Below are 26382 nucleotides of genomic sequence, written 5' to 3'. Positions count from 1 at the left end.
GCATCTCGGTCGACTATCATCGCGGAACCATGCGACCACCCAAGCGTTTCGGCCACTTACGCATAAGAAGGAGTTCGATATGCATCCCGCGAAAATCCTGACGATGGCCACGATGATCGGCGCAAGCGCGCTGGCGTTTTCGGCGCCGGCGACATCAGCGCCGCTGATCAGTCAGCCCGGCCTCGCCAGCGCCGTTCCCTCGGCCACCGAGAACGTGCAGTATTATCGCCGTTACGGTTATGGCCCGCGCTATGGCTACGGTCCGGGTTATGGCTATCGCCGCGGACCCAGCGCTGGCGCCGTGATCGGCGGCCTCGCAGCGGGCGCGATCATCGGCGGCGCCATTGCCGCCAGCCAGGCCAACGCAGCCGCCCAGCAGAACGCAGCCTATTGCTCGCAGCGTTATCGCTCCTATGATCCGGCGTCAGGCACCTATCTGAACAACGACGGCAATCGTTATCCCTGCCCATAAGCGGATTGCCGCATCATTGAACGAAGAGCCGTGGGACCCATGTTCCGCGGCTTTTTCGCCTATAAAAACTAACGAGATATATCACCGCTAGAAAATATTCTCACAAGCTCGGAAAGCATCTCTATCGCCGAGCGTCCTGAGATTTCAATACAAAGTTCCTCAATTGTACTTGAAAAATAAGTCCCAATTCTGGGATTGAACAATCCAACCCGTTCAATTTTTCGCTTTTTCTCCGCAAAATTGAGGGCAGAATAGACAAGCAACTGCCGCAAATCTACTGACCTTATATTCCGATCGCCAGCTTTTATCTCAAATAGCTGACCATCGAAGTAAACATCTCCTTCGCAGCTATCGATAATACCACACCCAGAAAATTGTGGCTTTGTCTCTATAGGTCGCCCCTCACCAAGGATTCGGAAGAACGACCTGAAACGGCGCAACTGTTCGTTCACGTCGTCCATCTCAACTGGATTTGGATCAGACAAACTACCCGGCTCTCCACCTTCCAAACGTTCAATTAGCGATCGCGCGCTTGAAATGCACTCGCGCTGTCGCACCAAGCAACTCCTCTAGCTCAGGCCCTTGAGACTCTGCGACCAACCTAATTGCGTAGGCAAGATTTAACTCCCCCTGAACAACATGCGATTTTTCTCTGATAAGATTTGCTACACTCAGTACAACAGTACGCTGTGTGTCCTCTTTCAAATGCGGGTACAGAGATTTGGCCACCATGAGAACATTTGAGTAAATTGGATAGAGTAGATCAGCGTTTGAAATGAGCGAATTCACCGCATCGTCGCGCTGATCATCATCAATAAATCGAATTGCTGATATTATTTTACGGGATAGGCTTATGTGGATTCGACTCTTCGTCAACTCCGCCTTGAGTATTGAGATAACATCGTATTTTTGAATCTCAAGTTTTAGCGCTTCATAGTCGCTTCCAGCAGTCGGAGAGTAGGGGTCGAATTTTATCGAAAAACTGAGAAGACTTTGCCGCTTGATGACTGGCTGGGCGTCGCCGTGATCGAGCGATTCCGCTTCGCTTGCCAACGGACTCGTTGCGATAAACTCGCTCCCGGACATAATTCGTGTTTTGGCCTTCTGAAGTTGGAGGCCTTGATTGCTTAGGAGTTTCTCTGAAAGGAATAGAAAATTTTTAAATGCTCCTTCGTAGTTATCCGCAAACAAATGATAGTCATCTGCAAAACGGCAAAACTTTATCCCTTCTGATTTCAAGAGCCTGTCTACTTGATTAAGAAGAAGCTCTGACAGAATTCGCGACGCAGGGCCACCAACGGGTATACCGAAGGAGTAAGTGTCAGAGAAATTCGAAAGGAACTCCATAATCTTGTGAGGTTGATCCCCTTTAAGATTGAGCTGCTTTAGCGCATTCTCCAATCGATGATGATTGAGGCGTGGATAAAACTCGGAGATATCGCAAATGACTACGAATTTGCTCTCCGCAGCAACCTTGAGCGAGTGCTTCATAAACTCTCGCCAATTATAATCGTTATCAAAGAGTGAGGCTTCAGTCGCATCCCAACTCAATCGATACAAAAATATATTCCTATCGCCACTTGGAAGCCGAGCCTTCTCAATCTCGTCAGAGATCGAGAGAACTATTCCTAGAAAATAGGCATTCCATAAGGGATCAATCTGAGTGGCCCATCGAAAGCCTGTGTAACTAATCGGCGCAAGGGCATTGTGATTCGTCGGAGGGAATTTGGTTAAATGGTCGGAAAATCCCTTGTCCATCTCGACTAATAAATCGATCAGGTCAGCCTTTTTATCGAAGAAGATCAGGTTCTCTATGGGGGAACGGGAAGATATCCGTGTCGCCATGCTTTATGATATTTTGGATAGCCCTTTCGAAGTAAGTCCGCATAAGGCAATCCGATCAGCTTGAGCGACTTCCACTCGCTTTAGTTGTTTCAGATAATCTAGGATATTGCTAGTCGCGCTGTATTGGCTGCGAGCGACTGAAACGCCGTCGATAAACTTGCCCTGAGGCATTTCACGAACTCGTGTGCGGCATCGCGTAACAACCTGCATCCGCTTCCGTATCTCCGATGTGCCGACCGGAAATGCCGATTGCGAACCCAGCGCCCCGGTCTAGACTGCCGATATCCGGCCATCGATCATCCAAGAGGACCTGCTATGCGCCGCTCCCTGTTCAGCCGCCTCTCGCTCTGTGCCTTTGCCGGCGCATTGGCGATTTCAACCGCCATCGTGGCCCCCACTTTTGCTGCCGAAGAGGCTGTCATCATTCCCGCCCCCGCAGCGGACACCCCGGCCGCGACCGGCATTCAGACTGCTGTCATCGCGGGTGGGTGCTTCTGGGGCGTCCAGGGCGTATTCCAGCACACGGCAGGCGTCGTCAACGCTGTGTCCGGCTATGCCGGCGGCTCGAAGAGCTCCGCCAATTACACAGCGGTGAGCACCGGCTCCACCGGACATGCCGAAGCGGTTGAGATCAAATACGATCCGCAAAAGATCAGCTACGGCAAGATCCTGCAGATCTATTTCTCGGTGGCGCATGACCCGACCCAGCTGAATCGCCAGGGCCCGGATTCGGGCACGCAATATCGGTCGGAAATTTTCGCAACGACGCCGGAGCAGAAGAAAGTAGCGGAAGCCTATATCGCCCAGCTCAACGCTGCGAAGGTCTACAAGAAGCCGATCGTCACCAAGCTCGGCATGCTCGAAGCCTTCTATCCGGCGGAAGCTTATCATCAGGACTACCTGACGCTGCACCCGAACCAGCCCTATATTGCCTATAACGATATTCCGAAGGTCGAGAACCTGAAGAAGATCTTTGCCCAGAACTATATCGAGAAGCCGACGCTGGTGAGCGCGTCGAAGGTCACAAACTGATCTGAGCGCTCGCAGCCACGGCCGATCGGGAAGGAGAAAGAATGACCGATACGAAGACGACACCCGGCAAGGTCGAAAAGAGCGAAGCCGAATGGCGCCGCGAACTGACCCCGATGCAGTATGCGGTACTGCGCGAAAAGGCGACGGAGCGACCGTTCACCGGCGAGTACGAACATGACCATACGCCGGGCACCTTCGTCTGCGCCGGCTGCGGCCAGACGCTATTCGAGTCCCACGCCAAGTTCGATTCCGGCTGCGGCTGGCCGAGCTTCACGCAGCCCTCACGAGAAAGTCATATCGACGAAGAACGCGATGTGACCCACGGCATGATCCGCACGGAAGTGCTGTGCTCCAAGTGCAATGGTCATCTCGGACATGTGTTCGACGACGGCCCCGGACCCACGGGATTGCGCTATTGCATCAACTCTGCGGCCTTGAAACTTCAGCCTAAATAAATACGTATCTCGTATCGAACTGTTTCAGTGCCCCGCGCGACTCATCGAAGTCTCGCGGGGCATTTCTGTCCCGACCTTTGCTCACTGCCTGTTACTTGAACATGCCTCAGCGGCATGCACGTTCGCGAAGAAGAATAAGAAAGTACCAAGATGTCTACCCGTTCAAACCGTTTGTTGCTCGGCATTGCCCTTGCGGGTCTCATTCTCGAAAGCTTGGTGTCCCACCCCGCACTGGCGACCGACAAGGTGTCGCTGTTCAAGGTGATCACGGCCAAGGACGAGATCATCATCGGCATTAACGATGACCAGCTCTCCACTTTCGAAGCCAAAAACGCCGGCGGTGTCGCCAAGCATCTGGTCCAGAAGGGTACGCTGACGGCCTGGCAGTACGCCGTGCGCAAGGCTGAGGCCGGGGCGCTGGAGCAGGCGCCTTTGCGGCAGGTGGGGCTTATGTCGACTGAGGCGCTGCGGGTCGAGCCCTATACCACCCCCCTGAAAATCGTGCCGCTGCCGGACGTGACCGGACAATAGGCAAATATTGCGCCGCGCGCGCCGCTGCCCATGCCTTAAGCGCGCGCTAAGCTCTTTAAATCACAAAGCTATTACGGCAATACCGTCTGCGCACGGCGATTCATCATGCTGTATCGCGGGTGTCGCAATCGGCCAAAACGTGCTTATATTGGGGTCTGTCCTGAAATGATGTTCCGCGCGCCGCCGGATCGGCTGCATTGCGAATGAAGCGTCGTTTCGTTGCGTATTCAGATGAGGTCCCCGACCATGGCAGCTTTCAGCTACAACACCGCAGCCGAACTCTTCCCCGCCGCGATCCGCAAGAAAAAGCGTGCCGGTTTCGCCTATCGTCGTTTCGATACGGCCGCCGCCGCCGTCCAGTTCGCGATCGAGGAGCTGCCGGCTGACTCGCTGAACGGCGCCTATCTGCAGGTCGAGGAAGCGCGTTTCGACCAGAGCGGCATTCGCTCGCTCTATGAGAGCCAGGACTTCCCGCTCGAGCGCCGCGTGCGCGCCGAAGAGCCTGCGACCGACGACGCCGACGCAGCTTGAGCTTTACGAATTGAGACGATCGCAGCCCGGACCCTGAACTAGAGTCTGGGCTGTTTTTCGAGCCACTTGCGCAGCATTCTGACGTTGCGGACATTGGCCCGGAACATCACGTCGAACGCATCGCCGATAAACGGCACGATGCCGACAGCACCGTCGACAGCAACATTGCCCAGCATCCGCGCCGTGAGATGCCACGGCGCACCGAGCGCCCGCGCCTCGCGCACCACCCATAACGAGATCGCCGTGGTGATGATGTCGCCCACGATCGGAATCAAGCCGATCAGGCCATCGATGCCGTAGCGGATCTTGGTGCCCGGCACGATGAAGGCGACGTCGAGCAGTTTCGCCAGCGCATCCAGCCGCGCCAGCCGTTGCTCGCGCGTGAGATTGGCAAACGGATTGGCGCCCGCTCCGAAGTCGAACCGAAAGCCCTGCACATCCGGCCGAAGTTGCTCGGGCCGAACCTCAAAACCATCCTGATCGATGATCGGACCATGCGCGGACGCCGCCTTGCGCGGGCGGCCGGCGTCGTAAGTGGTTGATTGACCTGTGCTCATCATGGCCATGACATGGGGGACACACGCAGACTCTGCAAGCGGCATCGCGTCGCGCCCTGCCAGGCGCGATCGCTGAGGTTCCCGGACGATCAGGCGAGCTTGCGGGCGCGGGCGATCTCTTCGTCCATGTCGATATCCGGCACCATCGACGGCGCTTCGAGATCGCATAGGGCGAAGCGGTTCTTGCCGTCGTTCTTGGCGGCATAGAGCGCCTGGTCGGCAGCCGCGATCAGTCGCTCCGGATACTGCCCGACCTGCGGGTGCCACTGCGCCACGCCGATGGATGCCGCAATCGGAATCTCGCCGGGCGCACAGCCCGCGGCGTCGATACGGCACACATCCAGAATACGGCGCGCGATGTTTGCCGCTTCATGCAGCGTCGTCGCCGGCAGGATGATGCTGAACTCGTCGCCGCCGGAACGCGCGAGCAGATCGCCGGGGCGGAGTTTGCTCTGGGTCATCAGCGTGAAGTGGCGCAGGCAATCGTCGCCGGCGGCATGGCCGTGGCCGTCATTGATTTCCTTGAAGCCGTCGAGATCGATCGCCAGCAGCGCAAACGGCTTTTGCGTGCGGCGCGCCAGCGCGCATTCCTCGGTGAGACGCTGCACGAGGTGACGACGGTTGGCGACGCCGGTGAGATCGTCGACCAGCGCAAGCTCGGCGACTTCGCCGCGCAGGCGGTCGATGGCCATCAGGAGGAATCCGAAATTCCACGACATCGCCAGAAACACCAGCACCAGCACCATCATGGCCTGGAGATTGTTGAAATTGGCGAAGGTCATGCCGCCGCCGATCTGCGTCAGCGCCGCCGCCGAGCGCACCGCATGCACCACGACAAGCGCGATGGCGAGCCAGCCGGCGAGACGGGCGCCGGCATTGCCGCCGCCATCCTTGCGCGACAACAGCAGCGGCACGGTCATGGCAACGGTGATCGACTGGCCGCCGGAATAGATCAGCACGCGCATCGCCATGTTATCGTGCCACAGCGTGAACAGCAGCAGTCCGGCCATGCTGGCGCCGACGATCGCCACTTGCGGGCGCCATCCGGCCGGGCGGCCATAGAACTGGTTCATGCCGATGGTGGCGAGACTGGTCGCAAATAGCAGAAGACCGCCGCCGAGCACGATGGGGATCAGCGGATCGACATCGGTGCCGCGCAGCACCGAGACGGCGGTGCCAAATGCTGCGGTGAGCGCGGCTGCGGTCCAGTAACGCGCCGCATGCAGATTGGGATAGCTGGTGGCCACATAGGCCCAGACCACGCCGAGGGCGAGGAAATTGACGGTAAACACCGTGAACAGCGTGCCGACGTTCAACATCGGCGGCACCCGCCACGTTGTGCGTCGCGCTTCTGCGCGCTGCTGTCGATCCCCGCCATCACTCTCACCACTCGTTCCCAGCAGGTGGTAAAATGCGTCGGCGACGCTTAACGGAATCTGACTCGCGGCGGATAATCCCCAGTGTGGTTTTGAAAGAGTGAAAGGGAATGAGTTAATCCGACTTTCACCATCGGGGTTCCCCAAGTTCGCCCGGCGGTCGCGCGGCTTAACACAAGTTTAAAACCGCGCCCTCTCCCCCTATCGTCCCGTGGCCTATCGCCCCGCCGCCAGGCGATCGGCGAAATAGCCGATGGTCTTGCGATAGATCGTGGCCCTGTTCCACTCGCGCATCGCCTCGAAATTCGCCGTGCCCTCGCCGTAGGGTTGGCCGCCCTTGAAGCCCGCGGTCTTCAAGAGGTTCGCGGTCGAGGCCAGCACGTCCGGCACCGAATGGCGCAGATCCACATGGCCGTTGCCGTCGAAATCGACGCCGTATTTGATGTAGCTCGACGGCAGGAATTGCGTCTGGCCGAGTTCGCCGGCATAGGCGCCGACCAGGTCGCGCTGCGGCAGGTCGCCGCGCTGCAGGATCTTCAGCGCCGCGATCAGCTCGCCCTGAAACAGTTCGGTGCGGCGGCAGTCATGCGCCATGGTGGAGAGCGTGCGGATCACCGGCATCTTGCCGATGTCGCCCTTGCCGAAATCCGACTCGAGGCCCCAGATCGCCACCACGATTTCAGGCGGCACGCCGAAGCGTTGCTCGATGCGCGACAGCAGCGAGGCGTGACGCTGCATCATCTGCAAGCCCATGGAGATGCGGCCCTGGCCGACGCGGGTCGAGACATATTGCTCGAAGCTCTTGTTGAAGGTGCCGCGCTGGCGGCGATCGAAGGACAGCACCGCGGGGTCCTGCGTGACGCCGGCAAAGGCCTGCGAGATCACGCCCTGCGACACGCCGGCGGCGGCCGCCTCCTGCGACATCTGCGCAATGAAGCCCTGGAAATCGCCGCCGCATTTGGCGGCCTGCGAGGGTGTGGCCGTCAGCGCAACCGAGGCAAAGGAAACAGCGGCAATGGCAATGGCGGAGATACGATTGATCATGAAAAACCTGTTGGGTTGGCGATACCGGAGTGTGGCATGACCGGTGTGTCCGAACAACGGCGCGCCTTGTTCTCGTCATTCCGGGGCGCGCGCGACGCCGAAGGCGGCAAGCGTGAACCCGGAATCCCGACATGGCCTAGCGCTATCTGAGCCTCCCATGTCGGGATTCCGGGCTCGCGTCCGGCAAGCGCCGGCCGCGCCCCGGAATGACGTGCGTGGGATCTTCAGACATGCGTCATCGCCCCCATTGTTTGCGGCGCGGGGGCGCCGTCGTCTCTTGCATTCCCGCCCTCTTGCGAGAGGGCGTGCGGAACGCCGGGTGCCCGTTGCACCCTTGGGCCTGATGCGAATGCGGTCTTCCGCAATTGAGAGTGCATCAGGACTTTCGGAGGCGCCGAGCGAGTGCCCGACGTTCCGCCTGCGGTGTTTTTTCGGTTGCTTGCACATCTGCCATGGCGAACGGTCCCATCACCAAAATTAATGTCCCAGGGCGGAGGGACAGGGTAGCCGCAAAGCACTTGGCCGAACGCGTTTTGACTTGGTCGTCCGTCACACTGTCCAGAGAGTCTTTCCATCCCAAGGTCGGCCGTCTCCTTGCCAGTGGCAGTGCTGGCGCAGATCCGTCCTGCCCGAAGACAGACGTTCCCCCATGAACCGCGTGACGCCGCATCTCCGGCGTCCACCGCATCCCACCCCGCGAACGTGACGATCGCGATCGCCCCTCTCGGTGGGGCAGGACGCGGGGGATAATAATCCTTACTCCTGAAACGTCAAGAACAAATCATGAACTTTTGATCGCGGGCCGGGCGGCGCACCGCGCCGGTAACCACTGCCCGCTTTTGCCCACAGATGCATGCACGCTTTGCGCGCTAAGGCTTTGACTTCGCCTGCGCCATCCCCCACTTAACCGCCATGGCCAAGAAACCCGGTACCAATCCCAAAGGCGAATTCGCCTTCTTCAACGTCTTCTATGAAGACGGCTCGCAGCGCTCCAACCGCCGCGTGCCCTCCGAATTGCTGGGGGGACTCGACGGCGATGAGCCGGCCAAGGCCGCCATCGCCGAGCAGGACCGCGAGATCGCCGAGAAGTCCGGCCGTCCGGCGCTGGAGATCAAGAGCGTCGAGCGCGTGGGCGCGAAGAAGAAGTAGGCGCTGTTCAATCGAACATCATAAAACGAAAAGCGATAGGCAAAGCCTGCCGCTTTTTTTACGCTAAACGACGTTAGCGAGAGTGGCCGAACTGCCGATGGCAGCCCTCAAATTTCCGACCAACTAACGCTCAAACCAAAGCCGCTCCGGCCTCCCGAGTGCGACTGGCTGGCCGGGTGGGGTAGTGCCACAAACTCCCCCGTCCGGAATCCCGATATGTTTTCACTCAATCAGGATTCCGACTCGCGACCTCAGCTTCCCTGAGATCACGCCAGGAATTACTACGCCAGTAGCTCGGACTGAGCGCCTGCGAGATCCGGGGTCGATTATCCGCGTCGATAAATCCCGGATGCCGCTGCGCTCATCCGGGCTACCGCTGCTCTATTCGCCATTCTATGCTGCGTTGAGGAGCCTACTACACTCATCGACAACATATTCAGGAACACCCTCAAATTTATGAGGGTTCAGCTGCATCACATACTCGTTTTCAATGTGGTACGACTCATTGATAAACTTCGTTATGACGTCGTCCTCATGCTTTCCTCTAATAATGCGGAACAGCTGAATTTTCTCATAGCCTACTTCGGTCGCAAAGAACTTCGCTTTCATAGCGCTATCATCGCTTACCACATTCAACAGAGTATCGTAATCGAACTCTGCGATACGTTTCTTAATCTCCGCTACCGCTTGGGATTTCTCGGCCCCTGTCATATCGCGGTTTTCGGCCGCCGACTGAATGGTTGGCGTCGTCCGCTTTTTGAATAAACTGGCAAGAAGATTATACTCCAACCCCATATTGTCCATTATCTCAAAGAAGCGCCGCAAATATATTGACTTGATCAGTGTATCGCCCGGAGCTGACAATATTTCTGTACAGATTTTCGCGAACGTATGGATGTCGTTGGGCTTGATCTGCACCTCGGTCACGAGACCACCCTTAGATGATAGGAAAGTCGCGGAGGGATTAGATCCTTCAAACACTTTCGCGGTACTCTTAATCACATCAATGGCCGGCTCAATATCGTGAGTGAGCATGAGTGTAGTCCGATCTCGCAGGCTGGCCTTGCCCCTGAATAGTTCATACAGGATTGCGAATTTTTTGTTTTTGTCGAATGACGATATAGGGTCATCGAGAATGACAATGTCAGGGCTTTCGCTCAGAACTTGATGCATAAAGAGCACTAGTGCGAACGCATTCTTTTCGCCGTAGCTCAGATGTTTCGACGCAGAGTCGATATGGCCAGCCAGATCCTTGTGCAGGAGCTTCATTTTATACGAGTCTGGTTCAGGGATAATGACTACAGAATATTTGTATCCAGCCGACTTCAAGAAGCTATTGATGCTGTCTTGATTCTCTTCAATCGCCTTCTTGATCCTAGCTTTATGTCTATTGATGCTGCCCTTCAGGGTACCCACTTGTTTGATGAGCTCTTCAAGTTGCGCATTAATCGGGTCAGTTACTTTTCGGGTTTCAACTGAGTCCAGTTTCTCGGTCATGCCGAGATCGATCTTCAACAGCCGAATCTTATCGGCGATCTCATCAACATCTCGCAAAGAAAAGAATGAGATTGTTCGAAGCCCTTCGAGCATAGCAATAAGCGCTTCAATATCGGTCTTGAGGCCGCTCAGAAAACTTTTCTCTGGCGCCGTCAGTTCGAGCTTGGCCTTAGTAATCTTCTCAAGGTTTTCTTGGCCTTTGGGACTGAAATACTTCCCAAGACGTTCGATCACAGCCTTAAGAGTGTTGAGGTGCGCAATCGCGTTTGCATCATACTCTTTTGCAACAGCAAGCGGGATGTCCTTTTGTGGCCCATCCGGCAAGACTGTTGAGCAATATGGACACGTATCCCCAAGTTTCAGGAATTCATTGCCCTTGATCTGCCATCCAATCCACTTCGATGGATCTTGGCTTTTGATGAACGATTCAAAAGGTTTGAGAGCTTCCGGTATATTTTCGATTTTGTTGCCTGAGCCATAAGCCTTCAGCAGCTTACTCGATTTCGCAATTGAGCCATCCGCGTTGGTTTTTCCGAAAGCGTCGCGGAGCTCTTTCAGGTCTTTCGTCGTCTGTTCTATTTCCACGTCATCCGAGAATGCTTTTTTGATGCCCGCAAACAGAGCTTCAATCTCAAGCATCGTTTTGTCGTACTCTGCAGTTTTAATGAAGATATCAAAACTGTTCTTGACAACTTCATCCTGTTGAAACGCAAATTGATTGACATACCCTTCGTCGAACACGAGAGCCGATGCTATCCCATCGATACCGCTCACTTTTGGTTGGCCTGCCCCAGCCTTGCCCCGGCCTTTGAAAGGCGCTAGCGACTCAAGACTTCCATCATCACGGGCTTGGCTTACTATTGCTCTAGCAATAGTACTCTTGCCTAGCCCATTGGGGCCGTACTTTATGTTCAAGCTACCTTTCTTAATAAGAATATCAGCGCAATCTATGCTGTTGCAGTTTTCAATTTTTATCTGATAGTCGACCATGAAACCCTCTTACTTGCGTTGACTTACTGTTCTGAGGCGCACACACGAGCGTCATAAAGGCAATAGGCTTTGAACGTTTTCGATCGGCTTAGGAAGCAAACGTGGGATAGCGCAGGTGCGCTGCACTTCGGTCCGGATCTGTAGCTGCATCCACGCGAAATTGTCCTCACCCCGCCCCACCCGCCATCTGCCTGTTCGTCATCGCCTGCGCCGCGATGATGATCCACGGGAGCACCAGCTCCGGCACGAGATAGGTGATCCACAATGCATGCGGCTCGGGCAGGCCGACCTTTGATATCGACAGCACGCGGCCGAGGCCGCCGACGAACACCGTCGCCGCCATCAGGAAGATCAGCGTGTTGTGCTCGCGAATGGTCGATGCCGCCCACAGGCCCATGACGCCCGACATCAGATAGATGCCGCCCATGAAGCGATGCACGTTGTCGAGCCGCGGCGCCGTCTCGGGCTGGCCCAGATACATCTGCAGCGAGCCACCGAAGATGGCGATGGCGCCAACCAGAAACAGGCAGACCTGGGCAACGCGCTGGCTGAGCAGCATCGGCGCGAGTGACGTCATGGCAATGTCCTCGGGTGAAAATGTGCAACGGCAATGCCCGACGCTAGCGCCGGAACGGGTGCAATCAAAGGGTGTGACGGAGTTATCAACGTGGGTGGCGGCGTGTGTGGCGCCCCCTCTCCCGCTCCCGCGCACAGCGAGTGCGACCCGAAAGGTGGTGATTGAGGCTGCGTTGGTGACGGCCCCTCACCCGACCGGCTCCGCCGGTCGACCTCTCCCCGCATGGCGGGGAGAGGTTAAGAGCGCGCACGATAAAAAAGGCGGACCTTGCGGTCCGCCTTTTTATTCGGGCATCCTCTCGTAGGAGAAGTACTTCAGGCCCTCGTCACGCCAGCCTAAGCGTGAGCTGCTGCTCGCGGCCGGCGTGGCGCTGGACGAAGTCGTCGAGCGACGAGGTGACGTCCTCGTAATTGCGATCGGCGCGGCGGCGGATCTCGCGGGCGACGTCTTCCGACACGTCGTCGGCCCAGCGTTCGGCCGTGTTGAAGGCGATCACGCGCTGCGGATCGTTGTACTGGCCGGACATCAGGTCGGCGATGACGGTTTCGAGATCGGTCGCCGCGACATCGGCCTCGCGCCAGGCGCAGCCGGCGCGGTCGAAACAATCCAGCACGAGATAGACGGTCTGCTCGCCGGCATCCGGCACCAGCGACGGGGTCCAGGCCCGCGTCATCCCGCCCTCCTGCCCTTGGTCACCCCTTTGGCCACCGGCCGCACCGCCTTCTTCGCCGGCGCGGGCTCCTTCTTGCCGGTGATCGGCAGCAGCATTTCCTTCTGGCCGGTGGCGCGTTTCGGGGGCTTCTTCGCCTTCGGCGTCGGCGCGGCGCCGCCGCCCTTGAGGCTCTGCTGCAGGGCGGTCATCAGATCGACCACATTGGTGCCGGGCCGCGCCTTGCCATGCGGCTTGATGGCGACGCCGCTGCGCTTCTGGTTGACGAGATCGACCAGCGCGGACTCGTAGCGATCCTCGAATTTGCCGGGCTCGAATTCGGCGGCCTTCTGCTCCACGATATGCCGCGCCAGATCGAGCATGTCCTTGGTGACCTTGACCTCCTGGATGTCGTCGAAATACTCCGCCTCGTCGCGCACCTCATAGGGATAGCGCAGCAGCGTGCCCATCAGCCCGTTCTTCAGCGGCTCCAGCGCGATGATGTGCTCGCGATTGGTGAGCACGAGCCGGCCGATGGCCACCTTGCCCATGTCGCGAATGGTCTCGCGGATCACCGCATAGGCGTCGTGGCCGATCTTGCCGTCGGGCACGAGGTAATAGGGACGGATGGCGTAGCGCGGGTCGATATCCGCCTTCGGCACGAATTCGTCGATCTCGATGGTCCGGGTGGAGTCCAGCGCAATGTTGTCGAGTTCGTCTTTCGACACCTCGACATAGGTATCGGTATCGACCTTGAAGCCCTTCATGATGTCGTCCGCCGCCACCTCCTCGCCGGTATCCGCATCGACTTTCAGATATTTGATGCGATGGCCGGTGTTGCGGTTGATCTGGTTGAAGCTGATCTTCTCGGAATCCGACGTGGCGGGATACAGCGCGACCGGACAGCTCACGAGGGACAGGCGCAAAAAGCCCTTCCAATTGGCACGCGGGGCCATGGCAATACTCCAACTCACACGACGCGACACAATCCCGACTCAAGCGGGACCCGCCCGATTTGTTCCCGGCGCCGGAACCAGTTCGGCAGGCCGGGGTTTGCCCGGCAGTTCACCGGGAGAGCGATGATGAGCAACGAGATACCGAAGGACAAGCCGCACGAGGGCGCGGGCGCGTCGAACAAGCAGACCGACCAGCCGTGGAAGGGCGTTCCCGAAAAGGAGCAGTTCGACCCCAAGCGCAAAAAGCCCGACCTGGAGAAGTGGAAAGATACCAATACCCATTGAGGCGGCACAGACTGGCCGTACGGCACGCAAGGCCGTGCGGATACGAAAATGCCCGGCGCGAGGCCGGGCATTTTGTAAGTCAAAACTGACTTGTATTAGTTGTCGAGGAACGAGCGCAGCTTGCGCGACCGCGACGGGTGCTTCAGCTTGCGCAGCGCCTTGGCTTCGATCTGGCGGATACGTTCGCGCGTCACCGAGAACTGCTGGCCGACTTCTTCCAGCGTGTGGTCGGTGTTCATGCCGATGCCGAAGCGCATGCGCAGCACGCGCTCTTCGCGCGGGGTGAGCGAGGCCAAAACGCGCGTGGTGGTTTCGCGCAGGTTGCTCTGGATCGCCGCATCGATGGGGAGGATCGCGTTCTTGTCCTCGATGAAATCGCCGAGATGCGAGTCTTCCTCGTCACCCACGGGGGTTTCGAGCGACAGCGGCTCCTTGGCGATCTTCAGAACCTTGCGCACCTTCTCCAGCGGCATGCCGAGCTTTTCGGCGAGCTCTTCCGGGGTCGGCTCGCGGCCGATCTCGTTGAGCATCTGACGCGAGGTACGCACGATCTTGTTGATCGTCTCGATCATGTGCACGGGAATGCGGATGGTGCGGGCCTGGTCGGCGATCGAACGCGTGATCGCCTGCCGGATCCACCAGGTCGCATAGGTCGAGAACTTGTAGCCGCGGCGATATTCGAACTTATCGACGGCCTTCATCAGGCCGATATTGCCTTCCTGGATGAGATCCAGGAACTGCAGGCCGCGGTTCGTATACTTCTTGGCGATCGAGATCACGAGACGGAGGTTGGCTTCCACCATCTCCTTCTTGGCCTGGCGGGCTTCGCGCTCGCCCTTCTGCACGCCGTGCACGATCTTGCGGAATTCGCCGATCTCAAGACCCGTGAGCGCCGCGAGCTGCTGGATTTCGCCGCGCAGTTCCTTGATGCGGTCCTTCTCGATGGCGACGAAGTTCTTCCAGCCCTTGGCCGAGAGTTTCGAGACGCGGTTGAGCCAGCGCGGATCGAGCTCCGAGCCCTGATAGTTGCGCAGGAAGTCCTCGCGCGCGACGCCGTGGCTGTCGCCGAGGCGCAGCAGGCGGCCTTCGAACGAGACGAGACGCTTGTTAATGTCGTAGAGCTGCTCGACGAGTGAATCGATACGCGCCTGGTTGAGGCGCAGCGACTTCACCTCGACGATGATCTCGTCCTTGAGCTTCTTGTACTTGCGCTCCTGCGACGGCGACAGCGAGGGGCCCTGCGAGGCGCTCTCGAGCTGGTTCGCAATGTCCTGTTCCTGCAGCTTGCGCAGCTTCTTGTAGCTGTCGGCGATCTTGTCGAAGGTCTCGACCACCTTCGGCTTCAGCTCGGCCTCGATGGCGGCGAGCGACATCTGGTTCTCGAACTCGTCGTCGTCCATGTCGCCGTCAGCAGCGCCTTCCGACGTGCTTTCGCCGGCGGGAGCCGCAGCAGGCGCCGAACGCGGCGGCGCCGGACGGAACGGGGTGGCGGACGGCGGGGCAGCAGGCGGAGCCGCCACGGCTTCGGCGCCTTCGGCCACAGCTTCGCCATCGCCGGTGGGCGGTGCGATCAGCGCCGGGTTCATGTTGTTCTTGGCGTCGGGGCCAGCGTAAGTCGCTTCGAGATCGATGATGTCGCGAAGGAAGATCTTTCCTTCGTTGAGTTCATCGCGCCAGATGATGATGGCCTGGAAGGTCAGCGGGCTTTCGCAGAGGCCTGCGATCATCGCCTCGCGGCCGGCCTCGATGCGCTTCGCAATCGCGATTTCGCCTTCGCGCGACAGCAGCTCGACGGTGCCCATCTCGCGCAGATACATGCGGACGGGATCGTCGGTGCGCTCGCCGGGCTCCGACTTCTTGACTTCGGTGACGGCCTTCTGCGTGACTTCGACGAGTTCGTTGTCGGTATCGTCGTCCTCGTCCTTGCTCTCTTCCTCGCCGTCGCTGTCTTCGTTTTCGGAAACGTTGATGCCCATGTCGGAGAGCATCGACATGATGTCTTCGATCTGTTCAGGAGAGGTGGTATCAGATGGCAAGACGTCGTTGAGCTGATCGAAGGTCACGAAGCCGCGCTTCTTGGCCTGCTTGATCATCTTCTTGACGGCAGCGTCGGACAGGTCGAGCAAAGGTGACGGCGCGTCTGCGGAGTCCTTCTCCGGCGTGTCAGCTGCCTTGTCGTCTTTTTCCTTGTCCTTGGTCTGCAGCGTCTTTGCCTTGGTGGCCATTCAATGCTCCTGAAACGCGCTCACGCCGGGGGCGTCACCGCCCCGCTATCAATCCAGGGGGCGCAAGCGCCCCGATCCAATCATCGTCACCGCTTGACGCACAAAGGGCGGCGCATATCCATCGCCACCCCCGACGTCGTCTTCGCGGTTTTCACTACTTAAGCCCAGACCCTTAACGTGGAGAGCCTTAAGCCCGGATTAACCCTGTTTTTGCAGCCAAACCATGGGTTTGGCGAGTCTTTTCGCGGTTTGCCCGGGCACCATCCGCAGCAAAGTTGTCTTACGAACTGCGCTGGAACCGCCCCGAGGATTCTCCGAACCCCTCGATCAGCGCCTCGATCCCGTCGACCTCAGCCAACCGGGCCTTCACATCGCGCAACCAGCCGTAGTTCGTTTCGCTCGCTTCTGCGCCCAGAGCAAGCTCCGCGTCTTTAAGCTCCCTAAGTAATGAGTGCCACTGGCGATGCAAGGCAACGAGCTGCGTCCAGGTGGAAAGAACATCCTCGCGGGCCGCACCAGGCCGCGCCGCCCACACCGCCTGAGTGGTAACTGCCTGCTCAACATGCTGTAATTGCTCAGAATATCCGGCTTTAACCAGATCTGAACGCATTTGTTCACTTTGCTCGGCCTCATCGCCGTGATGATGCTCATGGGCAAAGGCCGCGATGATCCCGGCACGCAGCCGGTGCATCTCGGGATGGGCGAGTTCCAGCGCCGCCACCTCCTCCAGCCGGTCATGCAGCAGCCAGGGATGGTTGATCAGCGACTGCACGATCAGCGCCTCGCGCCTCGAAATGGCGCTGCGCTGGCCGCGCATGATCGACGAGGTCGCAAGCTGTGGACTGACCACCTGATAGGGCCCGCGCTGGATGGTCTGGGGCCCGGCACTGGCCCCGCCGCGCCCGCCGCCACTGATTCGCCCGGCCGGACCGGGGGTGAACGGGCGCGGAGAACGGGCGAAACCGCCGCCTCCGCCGCCCTGCTGGAAGCCGCCGCGGCCACCGTTGTTACCGCCGTAGTTTCGCGGACCGGTGCCGAAGGCGCGCTGCAGCCGCTCGGTCATGTCCTGGCGGTAGTATTTCTTCACCACATCGTCGCGGATGCCGTTCGACAATTCGTTGATGCGCGCCTCCAGCGCCGCACGGCGCTCCGGCGTCGCGAAGGTGCCGCCGGCGATCTCGCGCGCCCAGATCAGATCCGACAGCGTGCCCGCCGCCGCCATCACGTCCTCGATGGCCGCGCGGCCGCCGGAGCGCGCGAGGTCGTCGGGGTCCTGCCCTTCAGGCAGCAGCGCAAAACGAAGACTCTTGCCGGGCTTGAGATGCGGCAGCGCCAGTTCGGCCGCGCGCCATGCCGCCTTCTGGCCGGCCTTGTCGCCGTCGAAACACAGGATGGGCTCGTCAGCCATCTTCCACAGCAGTTGAAGCTGGTTCTCGGTCAGCGCCGTGCCGAGCGGCGCGACCGCACCGGGAAAGCCGACGCCGACCATGGCGATGACGTCGACATAGCCTTCGACCACCACCAAAGGCGCGCCGTCATGCGCGGCCTTGCGCGCCATCGGCAGGTTGTAGAGATTGTCGCCCTTGTGAAACAGCGGTGTTTCCGGCGAGTTCAGATATTTCGCCGGCGCATCCTTCTTCAGCGCGCGGCCACCAAAGGCGATGATACGTCCGCGCACGTCGGAAATCGGAAACATCACGCGATCGCGAAAGCGATCATAGGGCACCGGGATGTCTTCGCCGCCGATCAGCAATCCGGCCTCGACCATGTCGGACACGGGCACGCCGGCGGCGCCAAGATATTCCTTCAGTGCGAAACGATCTTCGGATGCAAAGCCCATGCGGAACTGGAGTTGCACCGCGGGCGTGATACCGCGATCGGCGAGATAGCCGCGCGCGCGTGCGCCTTCGCGCCCCACCAGCGTCTCCGCGAAGAATTTTGCTGCGAGATCCATGACGTCATAAAGCGTCTTGCGGCGCTGCTCGTGGCGCGCCGCGTCCGGCGTCGCCGCCGGCAGCGCCACACCCGCCATCTGCGCCAGCCGCTCCACCGCCTCGACGAAACTGGCGCCGTCGGTCTCCATCACGAAATTGATGATGTCGCCATGCTTGCCTGATGAGAAGTCGTGATAAAATCCCTTCTCGTCATTGACGAAAAACGACGGCGACTTCTCCTGCTGGAACGGCGACAGCCCCTTCCACTCCCGCCCTGCCTTCTTCAGCTTGACGCGCTTGCTCACGACTTCCGAAACCGGAAGCCGGGCACGCAGATCGTCGAGGAATTGGGGCGTGAAGCGCATGGGGCAGTTATCGTGCGATCGGGTTAGGTAAGTGTTGCGGGCTCGGATGTGAGCCTTTTGGGCTTTAGCCCATGAGCCTTGGCCCAGCCGACCATGGATATAGGTTTTCCGGGAGCAGATTTGAACCTGCGGTTCTTGCGCCCGCTATTCACAGGCGAAAATAAAGCTCGTCATTCCGGGGCGCGCGCGCATTTTTTGCGCGGGCGAACCCGGAATCCCGTTGTGTTCATCGCGACTGGACACCGGGAAGCGAGCGACGATGAACATCTCGGGATAATTGGAATGGCTGAGGTTCGCGTGCGGCTGTCGCCGCGCGCGCCCCGGAATGACGAGTTTGTGTCAATTTGCTTGAACTCACCCCGGTTCCACGCTCTCATATTCCATGTTCACGACATTCCGCGGCGGAAATACCGGTGCATGGCAGGTGATCTCGATCTCGCCCGTCAAGGGCGAGACGCTCAAACCCGTTGCGGCGCTGTCCATCACCCATGCCGACGCCATCTCGCTGCCGCTGCTGCCGTCGCAGACATCCTGGCGCCTCGCCGGCGTCGCCAGCCATGTCCGCTATGTCGAACGCACCGAGAAGATCGCGCTGGTTGCGGCACAGGCCGGGCTCGGCCGACCTGAGGCAACCCATGGCGCGCTGATCCCCATCAGGAAGAACGCAGCGTGGTGGGACATGACCCAGAACGAGCGCCGCCGCATCTTCGAAGACAAATCCCGCCACATCGCCGACAGCCTGAAATACCTGCCCGCCATCGCCCGCCAGCTCTACCATTCGCGCGATCTCGGCGAGCCCTTCGATTTCCTCACCTGGTTCGAATATGCGCCGGAGCACGCGCAGGAATTCGAGGATCTCGTCGGCGGCCTGCGCGAGACGGAAGAGTGGAGCTATGTGGAACGCGAGGTCGATGTGCGGGTGGTGAAGGCGGCTTGACCAGCCGCATATACAATCGTATATACAACGACACTTAACTCTTGCGTAGCAAACTCCCCGTCCAGCACCCTATAGTTGCTGGCGTTGATCGGGGCTTTGCGATGACAGAGAACCTTGCGCATTTGTTCGTCGGCATTTCCGAGTTCGGCTGGAATCCGGCCAAGCGCGAAAGCAATCTGATCGATCACAAGATCGACTTTGCTCACGTTCGACAAATCTTTGATGGCTACATTTTCGTCCGGAGATCGGATCGTCATGGCGAAATCAGGTACCAAATCTTCGGCTATCTCGAAGGGCGAGAAGTCGCCATCGCGTGCACGATCCGCGACACATTCTGCCACATCATCTCGGCGCGCCGCGCGCGAAAAGATGAGCGAAGAAAATATTACGATCGTCTCTAGATACGAACCTATTCGAGGCAGGACCGATTGGGCCGCACTCGACGCACTGACCGACGAACAGATCGAAGAAGCGGTTCGCAATGATCCCGACGCCGTGCCTCTCGACATCGACTGGTCGGATGGCGTCGTCGTCATGCCCGCCAGGAAGAGAGCCATCTCCATCCGCATCGACGAAGACGTGCTGGATTTCTTCAAGAGCGAGGGCGATGGCTATCAGGGCCGAATGAACGCGGTGCTGCGGTCTTACATGCTGCAAAAAGCCAAGCCGAAGACCAAGAAACGGGCATAGCTCTCCCGTCATTCCCCGCCGCTCCATAGGAGCGGCTGAGGGCGGGACCAGCGCCGAACATCCAACCTGCATGGCTCCCATTCAAGACGCCGTACTTCTGGCATGGCATCACATGCGCCATATGTCGCTTGACCTTCCGCCCGCCTGAAAGCCTCCATGTCCTCATCGTCCGAACATCTCGCCCGCGACCCCGGTCCCGGCGGCTGGCTGATTTTTTCCTTTGCCGTCGCCTGCGGCGTCACCGTCGCCAATATCTATTACGCGCAACCGCTGGTGGGGCCGATCAGCGAGAGCTTCGGGCTCGACCTGTCGTCGGCCGGCATCATGCTGACCATGGTGATGTTCGGCTATGTGCTGGGCCTGCTGTTCCTGGTGCCGCTCGGCGATCTCGTCGAGAACAAGCGGCTGATCCTGATCACGCTGGGCAGCCTGATCGTGAGCCTGCTGATCGCCGCAGCCGCCCCCACTGCAGCGATCTTCATCGCCTCGACCTTGCTGCTCGGCGTCGCTGCCGTCGGCACCCAGATGATCCTGCCCGTGGTGGCGCATCTGGCGCCGGAGCAACAGCGCGGGCAGATCGTCGGCACCGTGATGAGCGGGCTGTTGTTCGGCATCCTGCTGTCGCGGCCGCTGGCCACCATGGTGGCGGGCTCGTTCGGCTGGCGCGCCGTGTTCGTGATGTCCGCGGTGCTGATGTGCGGCGTATTCGCATTAATGATGATCGCGCTGCCGCGCCGGCAGCCGAAACATGAGTTGACCTATGCGACGCTGATCCATTCGCTGTGGAACCTGATGCTGACCACGCGGGTGCTGCAACAGCGCTCGGCCTATCAATGCCTGCTTTACGGATCTTTCAGCCTGTTCTGGACGGCGATGCCGCTGGTGCTGGACCAGCCGCCGTTCTCGTTCGGCCATATCGCCATGTCGGCCTTCCTGCTGTCCGGCGCCGGCGGCGCGTTGGTAGCGCCGCTCGCCGGACGCCTCGCCGATCGCGGCCGCGGCGATCTCGTGACCGTCACCGCAATGCTGCTGGTGCTGGTGAGCTTTGTGCTGACCTGGATCGGCGGCCACACCGGCGGCGCGACCGCCGTGACGCTGTTCGTGATCGCGGGCATCCTGATCGATGCCGGCACGCAGGGTAATGTCGTTGCCGGACAACGCGCCATCTATGCCCTCGCCGGCCATATCCGCAGCCGGCTCAACGCGCTGTTTCTCGCCTGCGCGTTTTTCGGCGGCGCGATCGGTTCGGGCTTCAGTGGATTTGCCGTGGCATCAGGCGGCACGTCGATGATCGCGCTGATCGGCATCGGTGCATCGCTGATTGCGCTGGCTTTGTTCGGGCTGGAAGTGGCGAGCCGGAAGAAGGTTGCCTAAGGCGCCAGGAAGCGGCCCGACATGATGCGCTTCGTTTCATCGACCGGCTTGTTGTAGATATAGGTCCAGGCTTCGCTCACGCTGCCATCGGCGAGCGTCACAGCAATCCGCTCACGCAGATACAGATTCGGCTGCGGATGGCCCGGGCCGACGCTCTCATAGTCGTCGAGCGCGGCCATCAGTTCATCCACATTCCGCAGCCGGAACAGCTCTCCAAACACGACATCATTGGCCTCGTCGGAATGCAGCAGGCCGGGATAATGCGCGACCATGTACAGCCTGCCGCGGCAGGAGGCTTCACCAAGGAAATCGGCACCGGACGAGAGCAGCTTCGACATCGGGTGATCGAAGCCGCGCATCAGCGTGCCATAGACGAAAACGCGATCGGGCATGATCTAAGTCAGACTTTCTCGGCCAGCGCCGCGGCGACATCGTCGCCCGCGGACACCACATTGATACTCACATCCATGCCGAGAAATGCATCGGCCGAGCCCATATAGGTGCCGTGCAGCGGCACCGCCTGGCGCGGATCGCGCGCCACCGCGACGCGAATGAGATCCTTGCTGCCGATGATGCCATTGGTCGGGTCGAATTCGATCCAGCCTGCGGCCGGCAGATAGACCTGCACCCAGGCATGGGTCGAGCCGCCGCCCACATAATTGTGCTCGCGATCGCCATGGATGAACAGATAGCCCGACACGAAACGCGCGGCGATGCCGAGCCGGCGCAGCGCCTCGATCATGAACAGCGCGAAATCGCGGCAGGTGCCGGATTTGGTCTGCAGCGTATCGAGCGGATGCTGGGTGCCGTGCTCGTAGCGCTTGCGATAGGCGAACTGCTTGCGGATGCCGAGCGTCATGCCGGTCAGAATATTGACGCTCGGCGTGCGGCCCTGCGGATCGAGAAATCCGCGCGCCCATGCGGCGAGTTCGCCATCGGGATCGCCATATTGCGGCCGGATGAATTCCTGCAGATCGGGCAGCTCCTCGGCGTCATAGAGGAACGGATAGAAATAGGCCTTGTCATCAGCGGTCAGCGCGAACTCATCCGATGGCAGATGTTCGATGGTCGCGGTGGATACGAAGGTGAGTTTGCGCGCGTGCTCATCGAAAGTGGCGATCGCCACTGAATTGCCGAACACGTCATGGATCCAGCGCAGCGACGCCGGCTCGGGCGTGATCTCGAGCTTGCCATTGAGCATGCGCAGATCATGGCCATCGCGCGGCCGCAGCATGATCCGGTGTTCGCCGAATGCGACGGGATGCGCGTAGCGATATTCGGTCTTGTGATGAATCGTGAGCAGGGGCATCAATGGTTCGTTCATGCGTGATTTGTCCCGTGTAATTTATACGGAAGCCTGCAGAATCACAGGCCGGGATGCCGCATCGTTAGGCAATATCGGGAAAAAGCCTTGGACAGAATCTTGGACAGAGCCTTGGATAGCAATCAAGACACATCCCTACGTCTCGGCCCCCAGGAGGTTCCGCCCGTTCTGGAACTCAATACCGCCGGCACATCCCCTTTTCTCCTGACCTGCGATCATTACGGCCGGCTGATTCCCGACATGCTCGGCGATCTCGGCCTGCCCGAGAGCGAGCTCGTCCGCCACATCGCCTGGGATGTCGGCATCGCCGGCGTGGCCGAGCAGATGGCTCGGGCGCTCGATGCGCATCTCGTGGCCCAGCGCTATTCGCGGCTCGTCATCGACTGCAACCGCCCGCCGGACGCCGTGAGCGCGATTCCGCTGATCAGCGAGGCGACCACCGTGCCCGGCAATGACGGTCTCACGTCCGATGCGAAGGCGCGCCGGCGCGAGCTGATCTTCGATCCGTATCACCGGCGCATCGACGAGGTGATCGATGCCAGGCAGGCAAAGGGCCAGCCGACAGTGCTGGTGTCGCTGCACAGTTTCACGCCTGTCTATGCCGGCATTCCCCGCCCCTGGCATATCGGCACGCTCTATCAGCACGACAGCAAACTGCCACCGTTGCTGCTGCAGCTGTTGCGCGCCGAAGCCGATCTGGTGGTGGGCGACAACGAACCCTATGCGGTCTCCGACGCGACCGACTACACAATTCCCGTGCATGGCGAAAAACGCGGACTAATGAATACGGGCATCGAGATCCGGCAGGATCTGATCACCGACCCAAGCGGCCAGACCGAATGGGCGGAGCGGCTGACGCGTATTTTTACGGAGATCGAGGCGACGCTGATCACGCCGCGCGCATCGCATCTCTAGCTTTGATGCCGGCGTAGCTGCCAATGCATCTGCGCGGCATGCGGTGCCTAGCCGTGCGTCCCGATGAAATAAGCCACCACCACAAATCCCGCTGCGACCGCCCAGAGGAAATAGGCCGCGCCGCTACCGGGGCTCAGCGTCGAGTCAGACGGGTTGTCCGGATTGACGAAGACCTTCACGGCGTCACCGTTCTTGTAGTCCATTCCGAACAGCCGCAGCTGCCATTTCGGCGGGTTCGGGTTGCTCGTGCTCAAGCTCCCGGCGGACCCGATATAGGCGACGTGCTTGAAACGATAGTTGTACTGCACGTTCCGGGTCTGCATCACCGGCCCGCTGCGACCGGTGTCGCTGTCCCGACTCACATAGGTCTCGGGCGCGCCCAGTTTGACGATGCCGGGCACCACTGGCCACTTCTTCGCCAAAGATCCTTGCCGATGCAGCGCCAGGCCGAACAAGGCAACGAGGAAGCCGAACCCGCAAAGCGCCGTCACGATCGGCGATCGTTTCGGATCGGCAAGATGGTCTGCGATGAATTCGTTGATGCGGGCGCCGCCAAAGATGCCGCCGACCACAATCACCAGCATGAGAACTGCAGCGATGCCGAGGCAGCCGCCGATGCCCTTCGGCATCTCGCGGTCGAGCACGGCATCGCGCGGGTGCCGCGGGTTGTAATAGACCATCACCGCGGTGCCGACCGGATAGCGCGCGATAGTTTCCGCGACTTCGAAATTGCCGCGATCCTCGCCGATGCTGACGCGGTTGTTGGTGAGCTTCTGTCCGCTCACGGTGTATTCGTAGACGATGTTCGCAAAATTGCGCTTTTCGGTGCGCTTGCGCTCCTCGCGCGTGTCGTCGAGCACCTTGACGTCTCGCACTTCGGACGTCGAGACGATCACCTTGCCGAATGTGGACGGCCAGTCGCTGGCAGCGCGGACCTGCAGATATTTGTAGCCGGCGGCGACCAGAATCAGGCCGAACGGCGCCAGCAGCATCGCATAGACGAACCAGGGAATGTCGGGCACGGCGAAACCTCATGGCACGGCGCGGCGCGCCCCGAGGTTTGACGTGACGATGCGGCGAAAGGTTCAGCGCGATAAGAGATTTAGCGCGCTCGGGTCAGCGCCAGCCAGACTCCGCCGCCGATCATGAGGCCACCGGAGACGCGCGACAGCAAACGCGTCCGCCGCGCCGAGAAGAATTGTCGCGCACGGCCCGCCGCCACGGCATAGACCATGTCCGTCAGCGCCGCCGTCACCATGAAGGTCGCACCGAGGATGCCGACCTGAAGGAAATGGTTCTTCTCCATGTCGACGAATTGCGGAATGAAGGCGCCGAAGAACACCAGCACTTTCGGATTGCTGAGCAGCACCATCATGCCCTGCAGGAAAAAGCCGCCACGCGGCGGCGCCGGCGGCGTATCCGCATCGATGCCCTCGACCGGCGCACGAACCATCTTGATGCCGAGCCACACCAGATAGGCAGCGCCCGCGAAACGCACCCAGTCGAACCAATAGCCCATGGTGGCCATCATGGTGGCGAGCCCAAAGGCGACGATGCCGATGACCACGGCGAGCCCGGCCTGCGTACCCCCGATCGTGATCATCGCCGCGCGTGTGCCGTAGCGCAGGCCGTTGGCGATCACCAGCGTGACGTTCGGACCGGGCAGCAGCGCCAGTGCGACGCAGGCGGCGACAAAGGCGAGATAGACTTGCAGGGACATCGGCGCGCTCCTATTCCGATTTTATCTACGTCATGGCCGGGCTTGTCCCGGCCATCCACGCCTTCACTGCAGGCTAAGACGTGGATGCCCGGCACAAGGCCGGGCATGACGACGGTGTGTTGTCTTAACACTAGCACTCGTATTGCTCGCAGCAAAACACACTTGCCCGGCAGGGCGCCATCTGGTTGCCTGTCACTGCATGCATGGAGCAACCGCCATGATCGATATCAACAGGTTCCGGCCCGCGATCGTCTACACGATCTATATCGCGTCAACGCCGGAGAAGGTCTGGCAGGCGCTGACCTCGGCGGAGTTCAGCCGGCAGTATTTCTCCGGCTTCGCGGTGCAGCTCGAGGGAAACGTCGGCGGCGCGTTCAAGGTGCTCGCGCCCGATGGATCGTTGCATGTTTCGGGCGAGGTGATCGAACACGATCCGCCGCGCAAGCTCACCATCACATGGGACGTGAACTGGCCCGGACTTGTCGAAGCGCTCGGCTCGACACTCGTCACCTATGATCTCATGCCGTCAGGCGAGACGGTGAAGCTGACGATGACGCAGGCGCATGACCGCGTGTTGAGCGACGACATTCTCTCGGGCGGACGCGCAGGCTGGCCCGCAATCCTTTCGAGCCTGAAGAGTCTGCTGGAAACCGGCAAGGTCCCCGCGCTCCAGATGGAGCCGCCGCTGAAGCTGCTGGCGGCGCTGAAGGAGATGGGAATCAAGGTACCGGGGGTGTGAGCGGCACGCGCTGTCGCTCCCTCCCCCCTAGCGAAGCTTCGCTTCGCACGGCTTGCGGGGAGAGAGGTGGGGTGAGGGGCTGGGGTACGTCGGCATTACGCCGTTTTTCTATCGGGTCGGAGCGATCCGATAGCAGCTTGAGTGCCGTGAGTGGGTGCCCTGCCCCTCACCCGCCGCGAAGACGCGGCGACCTCTCCCCACAGTGCGGGGAGA

The 26382-nt window shown here is 59.9% G+C and carries 28 protein-coding genes; 13 read left to right on the top strand and 15 right to left on the bottom strand.

Annotation, left to right across the window (positions count from 1 at the left end):
* The first annotated feature begins 79 nt into the window (after positions 1-79).
* The gene (locus tag SFY93_RS09415; RefSeq protein ID WP_320446888.1) at positions 80-472 is read left to right on the top strand and encodes a BA14K family protein; all 393 of its coding nucleotides are present in this window, start codon (positions 80-82) and stop codon (positions 470-472) included.
* 68 nt (positions 473-540) lie between these two features.
* On the opposite strand, the gene SFY93_RS09410 is transcribed toward SFY93_RS09415, so the two are convergent.
* Both SFY93_RS09410 and SFY93_RS09405 read right to left on the bottom strand, forming a co-directional pair.
* Complete coding sequence (locus SFY93_RS09410) at positions 541-957, bottom strand: hypothetical protein (RefSeq protein WP_320446887.1); 417 nt, start codon at positions 955-957, stop codon at positions 541-543.
* Between the two features lie 28 nt (positions 958-985).
* On the bottom strand, positions 986-2317 hold the full coding sequence (locus SFY93_RS09405; protein ID WP_320446886.1) for an RNA-directed DNA polymerase: 1332 nt from the start codon (positions 2315-2317) through the stop codon (positions 986-988).
* 315 nt (positions 2318-2632) lie between these two features.
* On the opposite strand from SFY93_RS09405, the gene msrA reads away from it, so the two are divergent.
* The 4 genes from msrA (at position 2633) to SFY93_RS09385 (ending at position 4866) form a co-directional block, all read left to right on the top strand.
* Entirely contained in the window at positions 2633-3349 is a 717-nt protein-coding gene (msrA, locus tag SFY93_RS09400; protein WP_089262069.1) for a peptide-methionine (S)-S-oxide reductase MsrA, read from the top strand.
* Between the two features lie 41 nt (positions 3350-3390).
* On the top strand, positions 3391-3804 hold the full coding sequence (gene msrB / locus SFY93_RS09395; RefSeq protein WP_320446885.1) for a peptide-methionine (R)-S-oxide reductase MsrB: 414 nt from the start codon (positions 3391-3393) through the stop codon (positions 3802-3804).
* A 150-nt stretch (positions 3805-3954) separates the two neighbouring features.
* Positions 3955-4335, top strand: coding sequence for a hypothetical protein (locus SFY93_RS09390; protein WP_139285870.1), 381 nt, complete (start codon positions 3955-3957; stop codon positions 4333-4335).
* A 246-nt stretch (positions 4336-4581) separates the two neighbouring features.
* Positions 4582-4866, top strand: a complete 285-nt coding sequence (locus tag SFY93_RS09385) for a hypothetical protein (RefSeq protein ID WP_068733430.1) — start codon at positions 4582-4584, stop codon at positions 4864-4866.
* 38 nt (positions 4867-4904) lie between these two features.
* On the opposite strand, the gene SFY93_RS09380 is transcribed toward SFY93_RS09385, so the two are convergent.
* The 3 genes from SFY93_RS09380 to SFY93_RS09370 form a co-directional block, all read right to left on the bottom strand.
* The gene (locus SFY93_RS09380) at positions 4905-5423 is read right to left on the bottom strand and encodes a DUF4112 domain-containing protein (RefSeq protein ID WP_374725705.1); all 519 of its coding nucleotides are present in this window, start codon (positions 5421-5423) and stop codon (positions 4905-4907) included.
* 89 nt (positions 5424-5512) lie between these two features.
* Positions 5513-6742 (bottom strand): GGDEF domain-containing protein, encoded by a 1230-nt coding sequence (locus tag SFY93_RS09375; protein WP_320446884.1) that lies wholly within the window; start codon positions 6740-6742, stop codon positions 5513-5515.
* A 273-nt stretch (positions 6743-7015) separates the two neighbouring features.
* A complete protein-coding gene (locus tag SFY93_RS09370) occupies positions 7016-7843 on the bottom strand; it encodes a lytic murein transglycosylase (protein WP_320446883.1) in 828 nt (275 codons plus the stop codon).
* 912 nt (positions 7844-8755) lie between these two features.
* On the opposite strand from SFY93_RS09370, the gene SFY93_RS09365 reads away from it, so the two are divergent.
* Positions 8756-8992: a hypothetical protein gene (locus SFY93_RS09365; protein ID WP_068733419.1), complete on the top strand. Its 237-nt coding sequence runs from the start codon at positions 8756-8758 to the stop codon at positions 8990-8992.
* Between the two features lie 393 nt (positions 8993-9385).
* On the opposite strand, the gene SFY93_RS09360 is transcribed toward SFY93_RS09365, so the two are convergent.
* From SFY93_RS09360 to SFY93_RS09345, 4 genes are all read right to left on the bottom strand, one after another.
* Entirely contained in the window at positions 9386-11479 is a 2094-nt protein-coding gene (locus SFY93_RS09360; protein WP_320446882.1) for an AAA family ATPase, read from the bottom strand.
* Positions 11480-11645: 166 nt separating this feature from the next.
* Positions 11646-12056, bottom strand: a complete 411-nt coding sequence (locus SFY93_RS09355) for a DUF4345 domain-containing protein (RefSeq protein WP_320446881.1) — start codon at positions 12054-12056, stop codon at positions 11646-11648.
* Positions 12057-12381: 325 nt separating this feature from the next.
* Positions 12382-12729, bottom strand: a complete 348-nt coding sequence (locus tag SFY93_RS09350) for a hypothetical protein (RefSeq protein ID WP_089262085.1) — start codon at positions 12727-12729, stop codon at positions 12382-12384.
* Positions 12726-13661, bottom strand: a complete 936-nt coding sequence (locus tag SFY93_RS09345; protein WP_320446880.1) for a non-homologous end joining protein Ku — start codon at positions 13659-13661, stop codon at positions 12726-12728. The genes SFY93_RS09350 and SFY93_RS09345 overlap by 4 nt, the downstream gene beginning before the upstream one ends.
* Positions 13662-13787: 126 nt before the next feature.
* On the opposite strand from SFY93_RS09345, the gene SFY93_RS09340 reads away from it, so the two are divergent.
* Positions 13788-13946: a hypothetical protein gene (locus tag SFY93_RS09340; RefSeq protein WP_320446879.1), complete on the top strand. Its 159-nt coding sequence runs from the start codon at positions 13788-13790 to the stop codon at positions 13944-13946.
* 95 nt (positions 13947-14041) lie between these two features.
* Here the strand turns inward: SFY93_RS09340 and rpoD are convergent, their stop codons facing one another.
* Positions 14042-16171, bottom strand: a complete 2130-nt coding sequence (gene rpoD / locus SFY93_RS09335; protein ID WP_089262093.1) for an RNA polymerase sigma factor RpoD — start codon at positions 16169-16171, stop codon at positions 14042-14044.
* Positions 16172-16451: 280 nt separating this feature from the next.
* Positions 16452-18470: a DNA primase gene (dnaG, locus tag SFY93_RS09330; protein ID WP_320446878.1), complete on the bottom strand. Its 2019-nt coding sequence runs from the start codon at positions 18468-18470 to the stop codon at positions 16452-16454.
* Between the two features lie 382 nt (positions 18471-18852).
* On the opposite strand from dnaG, the gene SFY93_RS09325 reads away from it, so the two are divergent.
* From SFY93_RS09325 to SFY93_RS09310, 4 genes are all read left to right on the top strand, one after another.
* Positions 18853-19407 (top strand): chlorite dismutase family protein, encoded by a 555-nt coding sequence (locus SFY93_RS09325; protein WP_320446877.1) that lies wholly within the window; start codon positions 18853-18855, stop codon positions 19405-19407.
* A 41-nt stretch (positions 19408-19448) separates the two neighbouring features.
* The gene (locus tag SFY93_RS09320) at positions 19449-19808 is read left to right on the top strand and encodes a BrnT family toxin (RefSeq protein ID WP_320446876.1); all 360 of its coding nucleotides are present in this window, start codon (positions 19449-19451) and stop codon (positions 19806-19808) included.
* Positions 19777-20097, top strand: a complete 321-nt coding sequence (locus tag SFY93_RS09315; RefSeq protein WP_320446875.1) for a BrnA antitoxin family protein — start codon at positions 19777-19779, stop codon at positions 20095-20097. The genes SFY93_RS09320 and SFY93_RS09315 overlap by 32 nt, the downstream gene beginning before the upstream one ends.
* 156 nt (positions 20098-20253) lie before the next feature.
* Positions 20254-21471 carry an MFS transporter gene (locus tag SFY93_RS09310; RefSeq protein WP_320446874.1) on the top strand — a complete coding sequence of 406 codons (1218 nt, stop codon included), beginning with the start codon at positions 20254-20256 and terminating at the stop codon, positions 21469-21471.
* On the opposite strand, the gene SFY93_RS09305 is transcribed toward SFY93_RS09310, so the two are convergent.
* Both SFY93_RS09305 and SFY93_RS09300 read right to left on the bottom strand, forming a co-directional pair.
* Entirely contained in the window at positions 21468-21863 is a 396-nt protein-coding gene (locus tag SFY93_RS09305; RefSeq protein WP_120288490.1) for a gamma-glutamylcyclotransferase family protein, read from the bottom strand. The genes SFY93_RS09310 and SFY93_RS09305 overlap by 4 nt on opposite strands.
* 8 nt (positions 21864-21871) lie before the next feature.
* Positions 21872-22780 (bottom strand): transglutaminase family protein, encoded by a 909-nt coding sequence (locus tag SFY93_RS09300; RefSeq protein WP_320447733.1) that lies wholly within the window; start codon positions 22778-22780, stop codon positions 21872-21874.
* Positions 22781-22906: 126 nt separating this feature from the next.
* Here SFY93_RS09300 and SFY93_RS09295 point away from each other — a divergent pair, with 126 nt between their 5' ends.
* Complete coding sequence (locus SFY93_RS09295) at positions 22907-23710, top strand: N-formylglutamate amidohydrolase (RefSeq protein ID WP_320446873.1); 804 nt, start codon at positions 22907-22909, stop codon at positions 23708-23710.
* A gap of 47 nt (positions 23711-23757) precedes the next feature.
* Here SFY93_RS09295 and SFY93_RS09290 read toward each other — a convergent pair whose 3' ends face one another.
* Both SFY93_RS09290 and SFY93_RS09285 read right to left on the bottom strand, forming a co-directional pair.
* The gene (locus SFY93_RS09290) at positions 23758-24732 is read right to left on the bottom strand and encodes a DUF3592 domain-containing protein (protein ID WP_320446872.1); all 975 of its coding nucleotides are present in this window, start codon (positions 24730-24732) and stop codon (positions 23758-23760) included.
* Positions 24733-24812: 80 nt separating this feature from the next.
* Positions 24813-25430, bottom strand: a complete 618-nt coding sequence (locus tag SFY93_RS09285) for a LysE family translocator (RefSeq protein WP_320446871.1) — start codon at positions 25428-25430, stop codon at positions 24813-24815.
* 217 nt (positions 25431-25647) lie between these two features.
* Here SFY93_RS09285 and SFY93_RS09280 point away from each other — a divergent pair, with 217 nt between their 5' ends.
* Positions 25648-26169, top strand: a complete 522-nt coding sequence (locus tag SFY93_RS09280) for an SRPBCC family protein (protein WP_414717094.1) — start codon at positions 25648-25650, stop codon at positions 26167-26169.
* The last annotated feature ends 213 nt before the right edge of the window (positions 26170-26382 follow it).

Origin of the sequence: Tardiphaga sp. 42S5 (assembly GCF_034044155.1) — a bacterium.
In the GTDB taxonomy this organism is placed as follows: domain Bacteria; phylum Pseudomonadota; class Alphaproteobacteria; order Rhizobiales; family Xanthobacteraceae; genus Tardiphaga; species Tardiphaga robiniae.
This window is presented reverse-complemented; position numbering and strand designations above follow the sequence as displayed.